Source organism: Natrarchaeobaculum sulfurireducens, from assembly GCF_003430825.1.
Lineage (GTDB): Archaea > Halobacteriota > Halobacteria > Halobacteriales > Natrialbaceae > Natrarchaeobaculum > Natrarchaeobaculum sulfurireducens.
The window spans coordinates 2,584,215-2,600,319 of record NZ_CP024047.1 but is presented as its reverse complement, the minus strand read 5'-3'; the positions used below and the strand labels follow the sequence as shown (position 1 = coordinate 2,600,319).

Below are 16,105 nucleotides of genomic sequence, written 5' to 3'. Positions count from 1 at the left end.
AGTTACTGGTAGTCGACGTCTCCTTCACCCTCGCCGATCCACGCGCCCCGATCGGGTTCGCGTGACTCGAGGGGATCGATGTCCTTGTACCACGGTACGGCTCGTAGCTGGTCTTTGTTGTAGACCAGATCCTGCTTGGTGTCGCCCGTAAACTCGAAGTTTTGGGTGAGCAAGATGGCGTCGACGGGACAGACCTCCTCACAGAGCCGGCAGTAGATACACTGGCCGATGTGGAGGTTGTACTGTTCGCCGTTTCGCTTGTCGTCCATCACGATCTGGATGGTGTCGTTCGGACAGACGTTCTCACACTGGCGACACCAGATACACCGTTCCTGGCTGAACTTGTGGACGCCCCGAAAGCGCGGGGAGACGTCCGGTGCGGTCTTCGGATACTCTACGGTGAACGTAGAGCCGTCCAGTGCGTGTTTCATCGTCGTCGCCATCGATTTGAGAAGTCCAATCATGCTATCACCCCAACGATCGCTGCGGTCAAGAAGAGGTTCGCGAAGGCGAGCACCAACAGCCCCTTCCAGCCGATCTCGATCAAGTGGTCGATTCTGACCCGTGGAATCGCAGAGCGAAGCCACTGGGTCAGGAGGAACACGCCCCAGATCTTGATGAGGAACCAGACGATGCCCAGTTCCGCCGGTCCGGGGCCGGCCGGTCCGCCGAGGAAGATCGTCGCGATGATCGCCCCACCCAGGAAGATGTGGAGGAACTCCCCGAGATAGACCAGCACGAAGTAGACCGAGGAGTACTCGGTCTGGTAGCCGGCGATCAGTTCAGCCGGCGCTTCGGGCATGTCGAACGGGTTTCGTCCGACTTCCGCGAAGTTCGCGATCAGGAACAGTACGAATGCGAACGGATTGACGAGTGCGAACCACGATGGGATCGTTACACCCGCGATCGTCACTAGCGGTTCCGCCTGCGCCTCGACGATCGTCCCCATCTGGAGCGACCCAGCAAAGAGCACGACCGACATCCCGGTCACGACGAGCGGAATCTCGTAGGCGATGTTCTGTGCGACCGCCCGCAACCCGCCGAGCATCGAGTATTTGTTTCCAGAGGCATAGCCGGCCATCATGAGGCCGATGGAGGCGATTCCGGCGACCGCGAAGACGAACGCCAGTCCGACTTCGGGATCGGCGAGGTGGATGCCGCTTCCCATCGGGATCACGGCGAAGCCGAGCAGCGCCGAGCCAGCGATCACGATCGGTGCGAGGTCGTAGGCCGGTCGATCCGCGTTTTCGGGGATGATGTTCTCTTTCGAGAGCAGGCGAACCGAGTCGGCCACGATGATCAGAATGCCACCCGGACCGAGGTGATTGACCGCGATCCGGTCGGTGAACGCCGCGGTAATCTTCCGCTTTGCCCACGGCCCGGCGACGCCGGTCATCGCGAGCATGATGTTCGCGACGATGAACGCCGCGACGAACGCCGCGAGCAACTCGCCGGCCACGCCGAACTCACCGAGTCCGGTCAGATCGGCCAGCCGTTCCGGTAGCAACACCGTCTCGCCGTTTTGCAACGGCAGGTAGGTGGCCGCCGCGGTCATCGATCCACCTCTCCGAGCACGATGTCCAAGCTGCCGAGCGAGGCGACCAGATCAGGGATGTACTCCCCTTCGGTCATCTCCCCGAGTGCTTGTAGGTTCGAGAAACACGGGCTGCGGATCTTGAATCGAGCCGGCTTGTCGGTGCCGTCAGAACGCATGTAGATGCCGAGTTCACCCTTTGCGGCCTCGACGGCGCGATAGATCTCGGCGTCAGCGTCCGGTTTCAGCGTCCGTGGCACGTTGGCCTGGATGTCGCGTTCGTCTTCGGGCCAGCTCTCGAGGACGTCGAGACACTGCTCGACGATCTTCGCGGACTCTTCGACTTCCTGCATGCGGACGAGGACGCGACTGTAGTTGTCACAGCCGTCCATCGTGACGACGTCCCAGTCGAGTTCGTCGTAGTAGCCGTAGGGATCGTCACGGCGGAGGTCGTAGTCGATGCCAGAGCCGCGGGCGACCGGGCCAGTACAGCCGTACTGCTTTGCGACCTCGGGCTCGAGAATGCCGGTGTCGGCACAGCGCAGTTGGAAGATCTCGTTAGTCGTGATCAGGTCGTTGTACTCGTCGACCTTCGAGGGGAGTTCATTGAGGAAGTCACGCGCCTGTGCGAAGAACTCCTCGCGGGGTTCTGGCAGGTCCCAGGCGACGCCGCCGACCCGGAAGTAGTTGAACATCATCCGCTGGCCGGTGAGATCCTCGAGGAGATCCTGGATAATCTCGCGGTCGCGGAACGTATACATGAACGTCGCGGTGAACTCACCGTAGACGTCCAGTGCGAACGTTCCGAGCGCGAGCATGTGTGAGGCGATCCGGCACAGTTCCGAACCCATCGTCCGGATGATCTGTGCGTATTCGGGCACCTCGATGTCGGCCATATCCTCGATCGCTCGCGCGTAGGCCCATTCGTTGAGCAAACCAGAGGAGACGTAGTCCCACCGATCGGGGTAGGGCATGATCTGATGCCGGTAGGTCCCCTGCTGGCACATCTGCTCCTCACAGCGGTGGAGGTAGCCGATGTCCGGGTCGACGTCGACGACGGTTTCGCCGTCTAACACCGTCTTGACGTGAAGCACACCGTGGGTCGCCGGGTGGTGAGGGCCGACGTTTAGGAACATCGTGTCTCCCTCGGAGTCACGGTGGTCGGGCGCGAGCGGATTTGCGTGCTCTGAGAGCGTCACGACCTGTGGTTTGTCCTGGTCGTAGTCGCCACCGAGCGGATGTCCTTGCCACGTCTCGGGAAGCAGGATTCGTCGCAGATCCGGGTGGTCGTCGTACTCGATCCCCACCAGATCGTACGCTTCGCGCTCATGCCAGTCGGCCGTCCGGTACACTGGTTCGGCGCTCTGGCTGACCGGGGCGTCGAGTGGCGTCGGAACGACGACGCTCACCTCGTCGGTTGGATCGGCGAACTTCTTGAGGTGGTAGATCGTCTCGTACCGGTCCTCGTACTGCTGGGCGGTCACGCACGAGCAGTGATCGTAGCCCGCCTCGTCTCGCAGCGTAAACAGCACGTCCTGGACGTCGCCGGGATTGACGACGACGCCCGGTGCGTTCAGGTGCTCATCGCGAGCGAGAACGCGGTCTCCGAGTAGCGCCTCGAGTTGGTCTTCACGTTCGACGTCCGATGTCTCTTCGACTCCCGTACTCATGGTGAATCAGCCCAGTTATACCGCATAACGAGGTCGTCTTCGTTGATCTCGTCGGCCAGTTTCTGCACTAGTTCGTCCCGTTGCAGGTCGCCGAAGCGCTCGAGTTCGTACGGCTTGACGACGACGGGAGAGGATTCACCCTTTTGGATCCGCTCTTGAAGCTTGAGGACGCCGTAGATCAGCGCCTCGGGTCGTGGCGGACAGCCGGGAACGTGGATGTCGACGGGAATGATCTCCTCGGCACCCTTCACGACGTTGTAGCCTTCCTGGAAGGGGCCGCCGGAGATCGTACACGAACCCATCCCGACGACGAACTTGGGTTCGGGCATCTGGTCGTAGACGCGCTTCATGCGCGGGCCGAACTTCGAGACGATCGTCCCGGGAACGATCATGACGTCGGCCTGTCGCGGCGAGGCGCGGGGGACGCCGGCACCGTAGCGGTCGATGTCGTGTTTGATCGCGTAGGTGTGGATCATCTCGATGCTGCAGCAGGCGATTCCGAACTGCAGCATGAACATCGAGTTCCCGCGGACCCAGTTCATGAACTCGTCGAACTTCGTGAGGATGAACGGCGACGCGCCGAACGCTTCACGAAGCTTCGAGTTGAACCGGTCGTCGACGCCGGCACCCATTCGGGCGTCTTGGGTCGCCGTCGACGGGGCGGTACTTGCCTCAATCGATTGTCTGGGGTCGTCGTTACTCATTGTCGCTCACGTTTCGTCCACCTGTCGGGGTGTTTGTGCCCACTGTACTGCACCGCTGCGCCACGCCCAGCCGAGACCGACGAGCAGGATCGCGACGAACGCGACCATCGGTCCGAGAATCTCGAGCGTCGACACCGCGTCGGATTCGATGGCATCCAGATACACGACCGCCCATGGGAACAGCAGGACGGTTTCGATATCGAAGACGAGGAACAAGAGCGCGACCATGTAGTACTGGATGTTGAACCGGATGCGGGTCCCACCGGTCGGCACCTCGCCACTCTCGTAGGTGGCACGTTTGCTCGTTTCTGGGACGCTCGGCCGCAGGAGGTACGATACCGTCATCATCGCAAGCGGTATCAGCAGTCCAATGAGCGCTAACGCCCCAATCGCTATCCAATCGTTCATCTCCGTAACGTTCGGACGTTCATACCCCATGCACATAAGGGTTGATTGTTCGTTTTTCGGCCTAACACGGGCTACAAACCGTCTTCAGTGTCCGCAGATCTACCTGAATAATCGCCTTATACAATATGTACTGGTCAAAGGGGTGAACGAAACGGTAAGACATGATTACCGATCGGGCGGTTCGTAGGGGACCTGTTATCTGCTGACTCTACTGGCCGAGACGCAGCCTATCGATTGCTGGAGCTGAGACGCCGTCGACCGTCGGAGCCGGGACTGGCGTCACGGTGTCGACTCTGGTGGTCTCTGGGTGGTCTCGCACACTCGAGACGGGAAACCGGCCAAACGCTGGCGGCTCCGTGCGTGATCGAGAACGATCACTCAGAACGCCCAAGACCGGATTACTTGTCGATTCGGTCCGACCGACTATCGGTCGCGTTCCCGGAAGCGTTCGACGCCGTCGTCGTGCAGTTCGCGGGAGACGTCGCCGACGCCACCACGTAATCCGTCGTGATAGGACACGAGTCGCTCGCGGACCTCGTCGTACTGCCGGGCGAGGATCTGGGCGGCCGAGAGTGCGGCGTTGAACGACTTGCCGGCGTCGACGGCGACCAGCGGCGCGCCCGCGGGCATGCCGATAACGCTGTCAACTGACTTCTCCTGGACGGGGACGCCGATTACCGGCAGCGGGTAGGCGACCGAGGCGGTCATGTTCGGCAGGTCCGCGGACTTGCCGCCCGCACCGGCGATGATGACCTCGAGGCCCCGGTCCTCGGCCGTCTCGGCATAGGCCGTCATCAGATCCGGCGTGCGGTGGGCCGAGGTGACGTACGTCTCGAAGGTGAACCGCTCGTCGGGCGCGTCCTCGTAGTCCGTCTGTTCGGCAAAGCCGAGTTCGTCGACGAACGCGTCGTACGCGCCGGGGCGTTTCCCGCCGGTCAGCATGACCTCGAGATCGCTGTCCGAACCCATGACGATGCCGACGTCGGGGGTCTCCTCAGTCGACCGATCCTGCTCGGCCTCGTGGTGCAATCTATCGATGAGATCGCGAACGCTCTCGCTCATGGATGGTGATGATCCGCGAAGAACTTCAAACGGTGGTAAACGCCGCGGCTACGACCTGAACGTGACGGCCTCCTCGAGGTCGCGCGCGGCCTCGAGCAGATCGTCGGTCGATTCGTTTTCGCGTGCAGTGACGGTGACGTGCCCCATCTTCCGCAGCGGGCGAGCCTCCCGCTTGCCGTACCAGTGGAGATTTGCGCCGGGCGTCTCGAGGATGTGATCGAGGTCCGAAAGCGCTGCCTCCCGTGGCTCCTCGACGTCGGCCAGCAGGTTCTTCGAGACTGTCGGCGCGCGCAGGTCGGTCGACCCGAGCGGCCACCCCAAGACGGCACGGACGTGTTGTTCGAACTGTGAACTGTGGGCCCCCTCGATCGTCCAGTGTCCCGAGTTGTGTGGTCGCGGCGCGATCTCGTTGAGCAACACCTCGCCGTCGCGCGTCTCGAACAGCTCGATGCCGTACACGCCCCATCCCTCCATCACTTCGAGCACGTCCGCGGCCACATCGCGGGCCCGGTCGGCGACGGCGTCACTCGAGCCGGCGGGGACGACCGTCTCGCGCAGGATCTCTTCTTCGTGGACGTTCTCCCCGATGGGGAAGGCAGCGATCTCGTCGTCTCCTTTCACGGCGATGACCGAAATCTCACGTTCGAAGTCGACGAAGGCCTCGACCATCGCGGGGCCGGCGACCGACTCGAGGGCTTTTTCAGCCTCGGCTTTCGACTCGACGGGGACGTTCCCGCGGCCGTCGTAGCCGCCGGTGCGGGCTTTGAGCATCACGGGACCGCCGTAGTCGTCGATTGCCGCACGGACGTCGTCGGCGTCGTCGACCTCGCGAAACGGCGGGACAGGGACGCCCGCGCCCTCGAGTTCGCGTTTCTGGACGAGCTTGTCGTGGATCGTCTCTAACGTCTCCGGCTTCGGGTGAACGGGCGTTCCGGTGTCCTCGCTAACGCGGTCAAGGGCCGTCTGGTCGGCGAGTTCGATCTCGAACGTGAGAACGTCCGCGCGCGAGGCGAGGTCTCGGATGGCGTCTTCGTCGTCGAAGTCGGCGACGAGCTGGTCGCGCGCGACGAGCGCCGCCGGACAGTCCGGCGTTGGATCGAGTACGATCACCTCGACGCCGAGTGGGGCGGCGGCCTCGGCGAGCATCCGACCGAGCTGTCCGCCACCGACTACCCCGACGGTCGGTCCGGGCGTCCGTAACGTCGTCATTGCGGGCGGCTTGTCCGTGCCTCCGCTTAAGGATTCCCAATCGTCGACCACGGGATGTCCACGTGACCGAGCGTCGGTCCCTACAGCCGCTGAAACCCAGTGTAATCCCGACCGGACGTGGACTGCCTACTCAGTGTCCGATCCGTTTCTGTTGGCATTGTCGCCGGTCCGGGTCCGACGCTACTCGCAAGGATCACGATAAACGTGTCACATTGTGGCCAATAATGCATTTGACTCCCGCGACTATCGTCACCCAAGATCAATGGCACCGAAAAACTACTTGCGGCGCGTCACAGGTGGGAACGACGCCAACGAGAATCGACCGGAACGAGACGAACAGGAAGGTGAACGGCGAGCGTCGACGGACGGTGGCGGCGTCACGATCGACCCCGGCGCAGACGACGAGGACGCGACCGAGACGATCGGTAACGCTCCAGACGCCGATACCCGACTCGAGCGGGCGGTCGAAGCGGTTCGATACGACCGGGAGACCGAACGAACGCTCGAGGCTACAGCGGCCGACGAACTTGGCCTCGACGTCACCGACCTCGAGGGCGCTTACCCCGTTTCGGTGCCGATCGATGCAGCCGCACGACACACGCGACTCCTCTCGACCACCCTCGAAGAGGGCCGCGGGACCGAGCGAGCGAGTCGGGTCGCTTCGATCGCCCGCCAACAAGCCGAGGCGTCGGTTCCGCCGTCAGCGTACGTGGCCACCTACGAACGAGCGTTCGAGCGGCTGGTCGAGCGAACGTTCGACGATCTGGAAGACGGCGGTGACCTCGAGTCGGCCAAAGCGAAGCTGCTCGCCGGGCTCAACGCCTCGCTCGTCGATATGCAGGTCGGCGTCGACGAGTTCGCCGACGAAGACGTGGTTGCGCCGCTTTCGGACGACGACTCCCTCGAGGGGATCGGTCTCGAGGCCGCAGTCGCCGCCCTGCCCGAACCCGCGTTCCTCATCGACGACGAAAACACTGTACTGGCGTACAACTCGGGGTTCAACCGGCTGTTCAGCCTCGAAGATGATCACCGCGAGTACGTCGGCAAGGACTCCCGTGAGACGATCGCGGCGGCCGCGTACACCGACGGTCGACGCCATCACAGCCTCGCCGACAAGATCGTCGAAGAACACGCAGGGGTCGACGACTGGGGCCTCGAGACGGCGGCCGACCACGAGGCGACCGACAACGTCGTCTACCGGGACACGAGCGTGACCGTCGACAACACCGGTGCGGAGGCCCACGTCGAGATGCTAGCGATGCCGATCTACGACGCCGATGGGGAGTTCTTAGCCGTCCTCGAGCTGATTCGAGATCGAAGCGACGAGATGCGCCGAAAGCGGGCCGTCGAGGAGTTGATCACCGAGGTGACCGACACCCTCACGCGAATCGGCGAGGGCGACCTCTCCGCGCGCGCTGAGTTCGTCGACGATCACGACGTAATCGAGTCGAACCTGCTGGCGCTGACCAGCGACGTCAACGAGATGGCGACGAACTTCGAGGAGGTCGTCACCCGCGTTGACGAGAAGACGACGGACCTCGCCGACTCGATCGAACGCGCGACCACATACGCAGATCGGATCGATGAGCAGGCGACGAACCAGAGCGAGTCGCTCGAGACGGTCGCTGACGAGATGGAAGACTTCTCGGCGACGATGGAGGAGGTCGCCGCCTCCTCCGAAGAAGTCGCCGAAGCGGCCGAGTCCGCGCTCGAAGAGGTCGAGCAGGGCGTCGGCGCGAGCGAGGACGCAAAGGACGTGACCGACGAGGTCGCTGAGATCAGCCGCGAACTCGTCGACACCGTCGAGGAACTCGACGACTACATGAACGAAATCGGTGAGGTCGCCGAGGTCATCGCCGACGTCGCCGATCAGACCAACCTGCTCGCACTCAACGCCAACATCGAGGCCGCGAAAGCTAACGAAGCGGGCGCTGGCTTCGCCGTCGTCGCCAACGAAGTCAAGAATCTGGCGGCGGAGACTCAAGAGCACACCGACGAGATCGCCACCCGGATCGACCAGGTCCAACGCCAGACCGTCGAGACCGTCGACGAGGTCGAAACCTCACACGAACACGTCCAGAAGGTCGAATCGGAGATCGACAACGTGCTCGTCTCGCTCGAGACGATCTCCGATCGCGTCGAGTCCGCTGCCGACGGTATCCAGGAAGTCGCGGGCGCGAACGACAAACAAGCGGCCTCGGTCGAGGAAGTCATGGCGACTCTCGAGGACGTCCGCGAGAGTTCGACGAACGTGACCGAGACGACCGACGAGATCGTCGAGGAAACCGAACAACAGGAACAGGCCGTGTTCGAACTCGCCGACCGCGTCCGACGAATGTCAGGCGACGAGTCGTAACCGGTCGACGGAGGCGCGACTCGATTCCCAGGGGACGGGGACGTTCGCCGAGAACGGTACCTCTTTTACCCACCCTCTCTTCGCGTCGCATATGACCACGCTCGGACTGGTGGTCGCGGAGTTCAACCGGCCGATCACCGAGCAGATGGAAGAGGTCGCTCTCGAGACCGCGAGCGACGCTGGCGCCGAGATGTACGAGACGGTTCACGTCCCCGGCGTGTACGACGCGCCGCTGGCCGCAGACCGACTGGCCCGCCTCGAGGACATCGATGCCGTCGCCGTGGTCGGCACGGTCATCACGGGCGACACCGACCACGACCAGGTGATCACCGACGCTGCGGCCCAGCGACTCGCCGACGTCAGTCTCGAGCGTGACACCCCCGTTACCCTCGGCGTGACGGGCCCCGGAATGTCCGCTGCCGAGGCGCGAGAACGCATCGAGAACGCGTCGAAAGCCGTCAACGGCGCACTCGACCTTGTAACCGAACTTCCCGATCCACAGTAATACGGAACCAGCCATGTCCATGGAATTCACCGACCGCGTAACCCGAGTCGAACCGTCCGCAACCCTCGCGATCTCCGCACTCGCGACCGAACTCGAAAACGACGGCGCCGACGTTGTCGACCTCTCCGTCGGCGAGCCGGACTTCCCGACGCCCGAGAACGTCGTCGAGGCCGGCAAGGCCGCGATGGACGCCGGCCACACCGGCTACACCACCTCCGCCGGTATCCTCGCACTCCGTGAAGCCATCGTCGACAAACTCGCCGACGACGGTCTCGAGCACACCACCGACGAAGTCATCGTCACGCCCGGCGCGAAACAGGCGCTGTACGAAGTCATCCACGCCCTCGTACAGGAAGGCGACGAGGCCGTCCTGCTCGACCCCGCGTGGGTTTCGTACGAAGCGATGGTGAAGATGGCCGGCGGCGATCTCACCCGCGTCGACCTCTCTCCCCACGACTTCCAGCTCGAGCCCGCACTCGACGAACTCGCCGACGCCGTCTCCGACGACACCGACCTGTTGATCGTCAATTCGCCGTCGAACCCCACCGGTGCCGTCTACACGGACGCCGCACTCGAAGGCGTTCGCGACCTGGCCGTCGAACACGATATCACCGTCATCTCCGACGAGATCTACAAGGAGATTACCTACGGCGTCGAGCCGACGAGTCTCGGAGCCCTCGAGGGGATGGCCGACCGCACGATCACGGTCAACGGCTTCTCGAAGGCCTACTCGATGACCGGTTGGCGGCTCGGCTACTTCGCCGGCCCCGAGGAACTGATCGACCAGGCTGGCAAGCTCCACAGCCACTCCGTCTCCTCGGCCGTCAACTTCGTCCAGCACGCCGGCATCGAAGCGCTCGAGAACACCGACGACGCCGTCGCCGAGATGGTCGAGGCCTTCGAACAGCGGCGTGAGTTGGTCGTCGAGTTACTCGCCGAACACGACGTCGACGTCGCCGTCCCCGAGGGCGCTTTCTACATGATGCTCCCCGTCGACGACGACGATCAGGCCTGGTGTGAGGGAGCCATCGAAGACGCCCACGTCGCGACCGTCCCCGGCAGCGCGTTCGGCACGCCAGGCTATGCCCGGATCTCCTACGCCGCAAGCGAGGAGCGCCTCCGCGAGGGCATCGAACGACTGGCCGAGGAAGGCTACCTCTAGACCGGATCGGTTTCGGCTCCTCGAGTTTATCTGCGATAGCGAAGCGAACGGGGGTATGGAGTGTCCGACGTGTGGTACGTCTCTCGCGACGGAATGTGGGATGCGCCAGCACCACACCAAAGTCCACGGCGAACCGCTCCCAAACCGCAGCTGTACTGGGTGTGGGACCGAGTTCTACGATCCGAAATCCCGCCGGAAATTCTGTTCGGACTGCAATCCGAACGCGGGCGAGCACAACGGCAACTGGAACGGTGGCACGGAGACGGCGTCGTGTAAACTGTGCGACTCGGCGTTCGAGTACTACCCCTCGGACAAGCCCGGTGTGTACTGTCCGGACTGCGTCGAGACAGCGGACGGGCTCCTCCCAGAGAATCCGTCTGAAAAGGGAGCGCGCGTCACAACCGACTGTCGAACCTGTGGTGTGACACTCGAGGTTCGTCCCAGACTGCTCGAGAAGCGAACACAGGGCTGTTTCTGCTCACGGAGATGCCACAGCGAGTGGCTCTCCGAGAACGTCGTCGGCCCCGATCACCACCAGTGGGAAGGCGGACCGATCGAGTACGGCCGATCGTGGTGGCGCATCCGGCGTCAGGCGCTCGAGCGCGACGACTACGAGTGTCAACACTGCGGGATTGGGCGGGACGAGATCGGCCGAAACCCAGACGTTCATCACCGCCGACCAGTTCGGTCGTTCGATCAGCCCGAACAGGCACATACGATGGACAACGTGATTACACTCTGTCGGAGCTGTCACCGACGTGTCGAAGACGGGGCGATCACGCTGTCGCCCGACGGCGAAAAGTAACACTATTGTGTGACGGTGGCCTACTGATGATCGTTGTAAGAAGTCCCGTGGTGTAGTGGCCAATCATCTGGGCCTTTGGACGTGTTCGGTTACGGCCGTCACGGAAGCAAGCCCAGGACGGCGGTTCGAATCCGCCCGGGACTACTTTTGCGCCGAACAAACTCGTGAGGCGCAAGTATCCTCGGCGGTTCGAGCCCAGAGGACGAGAGGATTCGAGTCCTCGCGGTTCGAATCCGCCCGGGACTATGTAAAATATTTTACAATTTTCCAAGACATCTCGAGCGCTGCCACTCTCCGACAGCGGCTCATCCACCGACCGGCGGCGGTCAGTATGCACAGTCGTCGCCCATCGACCGCTCGAGCCGTCGACGCGTCGTTTCAGCCACTCCGTACAGACGGACGACGATCCTCGAGATATGGGCGAACAATGATATAGCCGGCACGCCCACTGACGGACAACGGAGTACTCGAGCCCACATGACGAGTCATTACGATCACGCGCAGGTGCAGGAGTTCTGGCAATACGTCTGGGAGCGCGACGAGGTCTACGAGCTCGACCCCGACGTCGACGACCCGACGTACGTCCTCGGGATGTTTCCATACACGTCGGGAACGCTCCACATGGGACACGTCCGCAACTACGCGATTACGGACGCCCACGCCCGCTATCGTCGAATGTGCGGCGACGACGTGCTCCACCCGATGGGGTGGGACGCGTTCGGCCTTCCAGCAGAAAATGCCGCCTACGAGCGGGCGAGCGACCCCGAGTCCTGGACCCAGGCCTGTATCCGCCGAATGCGCGAAGAGCTCGAGACGATGGGCTTTGGCTACGACTGGTCGCGTGAGATCACGACCTGCGAACCCGACTACTACCAGTGGAACCAGTGGCTCTTCAAGCGCCTCTACGAGGCAGGGCTCGTCGAGTACGAAGCCGCGTCGGTCAACTGGTGTCCCGACTGTGAAACGGTGCTTGCGGAAGCCCAGGTGGAGGAACGAGAGGCCGAACGTAGTGAGGCCGCTACTAGAGCGAGCGGCGAAGCCGAGGGCCGCGAGGTCGAGCAAAGTGAGACCTCGAATGGAGCGAGCGGCGAAGCCGCGAGCCGCGAGGTCGAACGCGTCTGCTGGCGCTGTGAGACGCCGGTAGGCCGTCGCGAACTCGACCAGTGGTTTTTCGCGATCACCGACTACGCCGAAGAACTTCACGACGCCCTCGAGGGCCTCGAGGAGTGGCCCGAGGGTGTCCGCGAGATCCAGCGCAACTGGATCGGTCGACAAGAGGGCGTTCGAATCGCGTTCGAGGTGAGCGAGCCACATGACGGATTGGCGGAGCCGAGCGGGGATGAAGCCGACCCACGGGGCAACGGGACCCAGGGGTCAGATGCCGCCGACGGCACTGTCGACGTCTTCAGCACCCGACCGGAGACGATTTACGGGGCGACGTACCTCGCGGTGTCGCCGGGTCACGACCTCGCACGGGAACTGGCCGACGCCGATGAAGCCGTCCGCGAATACGTCGAGACGGTTAGGGAGCGTCCCCCAGAAGCGGTCGGCTTCTCGGGTATCGCGACTGACGCGACGGCGGTCCACCCCCTGACCGGCGAGGAACTGCCGGTGTACGTCGCCGGCTACGTCCTCGAGGACGTCGGGACGGGAGCCGTGATGGGCGTTCCGGCGCACAACGAGCGTGACCACGCGTTCGCTAGCGAGCACGGGCTGCCGATCGAGAGCGTGATCACGCCGAAAGACGCGACCGTCGACGTCGACCTCGAAGACGAACCCTACACTGGCGAGGGGATCCTCGAGGCAAGCGGCGAGTACGACGGCCTCGAAAGCGAGACGGCCCGTGAGCGACTCCTCGCGGACGTCGCGGCGATCGAGGAGGACGTCATCTACCGACTCAGAGACTGGCTCATCTCCAGACAGCGCTACTGGGGGACGCCGATCCCGGTCGTCCACTGTGACGATTGCGGGCACGTGCCCGTCCCCGACGAAGAGTTGCCCGTCGAGTTGCCGGAGTTCGTCCACACGACGGGGAATCCGCTGGCCGAACACGAGTCGTTTCGCCACACCGAGTGTCCGGACTGTGGCGGCCCAGCCGAGCGCGAAACCGACACGATGGACACGTTCGTCGACTCCTCGTGGTACTTCCTTCGGTTCCTCTCGCCCGACCTCGAGGACGCGCCGTTCGACGCCGAGCTGGCGAACGACGCGTTGCCGATCGACGTCTACGTCGGTGGCGACGAACACGCCGTCTTGCACCTGCTATACATCCGGTTTATGATGCGGGCGCTTGCCGATCTCGGACTGCTCGAGGTTCGTGAACCCGTCGAGCGCCTCATCAGCCAGGGGACGGTGCTGTACGACGGCGAGAAGATGTCGACCTCGAAGGGGAACGTGGTCGCACCGCTCGAGTACGGTGCGGAGACGACCCGGTTGTTCGTTCTCTCGGCGGCTCACCCCGAGCAGGATTTCGAGTGGACGGCGAATAACGTCCGCGGCGCGTACGACCTCCAACAGACGCTGTATGGGATGGCGACCGAGTTCGTCGACGAAGGACACACCCGCGTCGAGTCCGAAATCCACGACGAGTTCGTCGCCCGCGAGATCGACCGGACGATCGCCGCAGTCGCCGACGAGTACGAGCGATTTCGCTTTCACCGGGCGGCCACGGAGATTCAGGAACTGGCCCGACTCCTGCGACGCTACCGCGCGTACGACCGTCCACACGGTGAGATCTATCGCCGCGGCCTGCTGACGCTCGCCGCGTTGATCGCGCCGATGGCGCCGCACCTCGCCGAAGAACTCTGGAACAAACTCCGCGGCGACGGCCTGGTCGTCGAGGCCGACTGGCCCGAACCCGAGGCCGACGTTGCCGACTACGCGACGGAACGACGGTTCGTCGAGACGACGCTCGAGGACGTTCGCGACATCGTCGACGTCGCCGCAATCGACGAACCGGCGCGGATCGAACTGGTCGTCGCCCCCGAGTGGAAGTACCGGGTCGCCGAACTGGCTGCCGACCGCGCCGACGGCGAGCCGATCGAAGGCGATGCAATCGTAGAGCGTGCACAGACAGCAGGCATCGATGTACCCGACCGCGAGACGCTGGGAACGTTCGTTGGCGATCTGGTCGAGCGGACCACCCGCAGCGGACTGGACCAGTTCCTCCCTGCCGGCGACGAACGTGCGATCCTCGAGCGAACGAGTTGGCTACTCACCGACGAGTTCGACGTCGACGTCGTGGTTCGACGAGCGACGGACGACGACGACCTGGCGGCGAAAGCTCGACCGGGAAAACCCGCTATTCGGATCGATTGAGCCACCGGATCGCTTGAGTCGAACAGACGAATCGGGCATGCCACACCGACGCCTCAGTGTCGCGGTGGTCCTCGTCGTGGTCGTCGGCGTCACGGTACGTCTCGCCGTCGTCGGCAGCGCCGCGGTGGTCGCCCACTTCACCAGACGGGTGAGGACGTCCCGTCGTCGGTCGATCCATACACTCCTCGAATGTCTCTCGAAATCGAAGGATCGAACCGGTACTCCTCCCCGACGGCGACTGGTTTTACACTCGAGGCTTCGATATCGAAGGGCACAACGGCTCAGGCATCGACACACCGCTCCAGAAGGACAGCTTTATTCAATCGGCTTCGAAAGTGGAGTGATAGAATGGCGGGTGGCGACAGTATCGACAGGGTAGCAACGAAAACGCCAAGTCAGGCGGTCGTCGAGGCCGTCGCCGATGCGGAGGGCGTTTCACCACGAGCGTTGCGACCCCCAACGTACCAACCCTTACACGAGGTGATCGATCCGGACTCGCTCGACGCCCTCTTCGCCGACCGCGTCGACGGTGCACCACGAGCTAACGGGACCGTCTCCTTTACGTACTGTGGGTACGCCGTCACCGTCGACGGCGACGGATCCGTCACCCTCGAGCGCCGATCGAGTTCGGACGACGCTCGAGAGTGAGCCGGCTCGCGGAAGAGGTATCGCAGGGTTCTGGACGCGATCGGGAAGATCAGAACAGCAAGACAGATACGGGGCCTCTCCTAACGGCCGATAATGGCAACCGTGGCAGCGAGACGACGGCTTCGAGAACGACCGATCGGCGTCACGCTCTTTCTGACGGTCGTCGGCTATGGACTGGTGATCGGGACGTTCCTGCTCGACCTTCCGATCTATCCGGACCTCACGAACGCGCAGGTGAACGTCCTGACACACGCGATCGCCGTCATCAACCTCGCGACGACGGTGTTGATCGTCCTCGGCTGGTACTGGATCCGAACCGAGCAGATCGAGAAACATCGCGCCGCGATGATCGGCGCGTTCGCGACGATTCTGCTGTTCCTGGTCGTCTACCTGGTCCGGGTCGGCGGCGGCGGCGACAAGCTATTCGTCGGGCCCGACACAGTCTACTACGCCTATCTGATCATGTTGGCGATCCATATCATCCTCTCGATCGTCGCCGTGCCGGTCGTCCTCTATGCGTTGATCCTCGGACTCACGCACACGCCTGCGGAACTGCGTCGGACTGCCCACGCCCGCGTCGGTCAGATCGCAGCCGCCTCGTGGCTGTTGAGTCTCGTCCTCGGGATCGTCACTTACCTCATGCTCAATCACATCTACAGCTACGAGTTCGGGATGCTCGTGCCGATGTTCTAGCGACTCGAGACTGACGCGAGTCGGTCCGATA

At 63.3% G+C, this 16,105-nt stretch carries 15 protein-coding genes and 1 tRNA gene; 8 read left to right on the top strand and 8 right to left on the bottom strand.

The genetic code is table 11. The annotated features are described in order from the left end of the window. Positions 1-2: 2 nt before the first annotated feature. The 7 genes from AArc1_RS13785 to AArc1_RS13755 all read right to left on the bottom strand — a co-directional run bounded on the left by AArc1_RS13785 (position 3) and on the right by AArc1_RS13755 (position 6,638). The gene (locus tag AArc1_RS13785; RefSeq protein WP_117364916.1) at positions 3-464 is read right to left on the bottom strand and encodes a NuoI/complex I 23 kDa subunit family protein; all 462 of its coding nucleotides are present in this window, start codon (positions 462-464) and stop codon (positions 3-5) included. Then, on the bottom strand, positions 461-1,555 hold the full coding sequence (locus AArc1_RS13780; protein WP_117364915.1) for a complex I subunit 1/NuoH family protein: 1,095 nt from the start codon (positions 1,553-1,555) through the stop codon (positions 461-463). The genes AArc1_RS13785 and AArc1_RS13780 overlap by 4 nt, the downstream gene beginning before the upstream one ends. Then, entirely contained in the window at positions 1,552-3,204 is a 1,653-nt protein-coding gene (locus tag AArc1_RS13775) for an NADH-quinone oxidoreductase subunit D (RefSeq protein ID WP_117364914.1), read from the bottom strand. The genes AArc1_RS13780 and AArc1_RS13775 overlap by 4 nt, the downstream gene beginning before the upstream one ends. Then, a complete protein-coding gene (locus AArc1_RS13770; RefSeq protein ID WP_117364913.1) occupies positions 3,201-3,908 on the bottom strand; it encodes an NADH-quinone oxidoreductase subunit B in 708 nt (235 codons plus the stop codon). Before AArc1_RS13770 ends, AArc1_RS13775 begins: the two co-directional genes overlap by 4 nt. Positions 3,909-3,914: 6 nt before the next feature. After that, positions 3,915-4,316: an NADH-quinone oxidoreductase subunit A gene (locus AArc1_RS13765; protein WP_117365903.1), complete on the bottom strand. Its 402-nt coding sequence runs from the start codon at positions 4,314-4,316 to the stop codon at positions 3,915-3,917. A 423-nt stretch (positions 4,317-4,739) separates the two neighbouring features. Further along, entirely contained in the window at positions 4,740-5,378 is a 639-nt protein-coding gene (locus AArc1_RS13760; RefSeq protein WP_117364912.1) for an AIR carboxylase family protein, read from the bottom strand. A gap of 48 nt (positions 5,379-5,426) precedes the next feature. After that, on the bottom strand, positions 5,427-6,638 hold the full coding sequence (locus AArc1_RS13755) for a 5-(carboxyamino)imidazole ribonucleotide synthase (protein ID WP_323368556.1): 1,212 nt from the start codon (positions 6,636-6,638) through the stop codon (positions 5,427-5,429). Positions 6,639-6,849: 211 nt separating this feature from the next. On the opposite strand from AArc1_RS13755, the gene AArc1_RS13750 reads away from it, so the two are divergent. The 6 genes from AArc1_RS13750 (at position 6,850) to AArc1_RS13725 (ending at position 14,733) form a co-directional block, all read left to right on the top strand. Beyond that, entirely contained in the window at positions 6,850-8,943 is a 2,094-nt protein-coding gene (locus AArc1_RS13750; protein ID WP_117364910.1) for a methyl-accepting chemotaxis protein, read from the top strand. Between the two features lie 91 nt (positions 8,944-9,034). After that, positions 9,035-9,448, top strand: coding sequence for a 6,7-dimethyl-8-ribityllumazine synthase (gene ribH, locus AArc1_RS13745; protein ID WP_117364909.1), 414 nt, complete (start codon positions 9,035-9,037; stop codon positions 9,446-9,448). 13 nt (positions 9,449-9,461) lie between these two features. Then, positions 9,462-10,610: a pyridoxal phosphate-dependent aminotransferase gene (locus tag AArc1_RS13740; RefSeq protein ID WP_117364908.1), complete on the top strand. Its 1,149-nt coding sequence runs from the start codon at positions 9,462-9,464 to the stop codon at positions 10,608-10,610. 55 nt (positions 10,611-10,665) lie between these two features. After that, positions 10,666-11,415 (top strand): HNH endonuclease, encoded by a 750-nt coding sequence (locus tag AArc1_RS13735; protein WP_117364907.1) that lies wholly within the window; start codon positions 10,666-10,668, stop codon positions 11,413-11,415. Positions 11,416-11,456: 41 nt separating this feature from the next. Further along, positions 11,457-11,559, top strand: a tRNA-Gln gene (locus AArc1_RS13730). A gap of 333 nt (positions 11,560-11,892) precedes the next feature. Beyond that, positions 11,893-14,733 carry a leucine--tRNA ligase gene (locus AArc1_RS13725; protein ID WP_117364906.1) on the top strand — a complete coding sequence of 947 codons (2,841 nt, stop codon included), beginning with the start codon at positions 11,893-11,895 and terminating at the stop codon, positions 14,731-14,733. Here the strand turns inward: AArc1_RS13725 and AArc1_RS18530 are convergent. Then, entirely contained in the window at positions 14,717-14,911 is a 195-nt protein-coding gene (locus AArc1_RS18530; protein WP_133412226.1) for a hypothetical protein, read from the bottom strand. The two genes, AArc1_RS13725 and AArc1_RS18530, sit on opposite strands and share 17 nt — an antisense overlap. A 170-nt stretch (positions 14,912-15,081) precedes the next feature. Here AArc1_RS18530 and AArc1_RS13720 point away from each other — a divergent pair, with 170 nt between their 5' ends. Continuing rightward, positions 15,082-15,381: a HalOD1 output domain-containing protein gene (locus tag AArc1_RS13720; RefSeq protein WP_117364905.1), complete on the top strand. Its 300-nt coding sequence runs from the start codon at positions 15,082-15,084 to the stop codon at positions 15,379-15,381. Between the two features lie 93 nt (positions 15,382-15,474). Continuing rightward, complete coding sequence (locus AArc1_RS13715) at positions 15,475-16,074, top strand: DUF420 domain-containing protein (protein WP_117364904.1); 600 nt, start codon at positions 15,475-15,477, stop codon at positions 16,072-16,074. Positions 16,075-16,105: the final 31 nt, after the last annotated feature.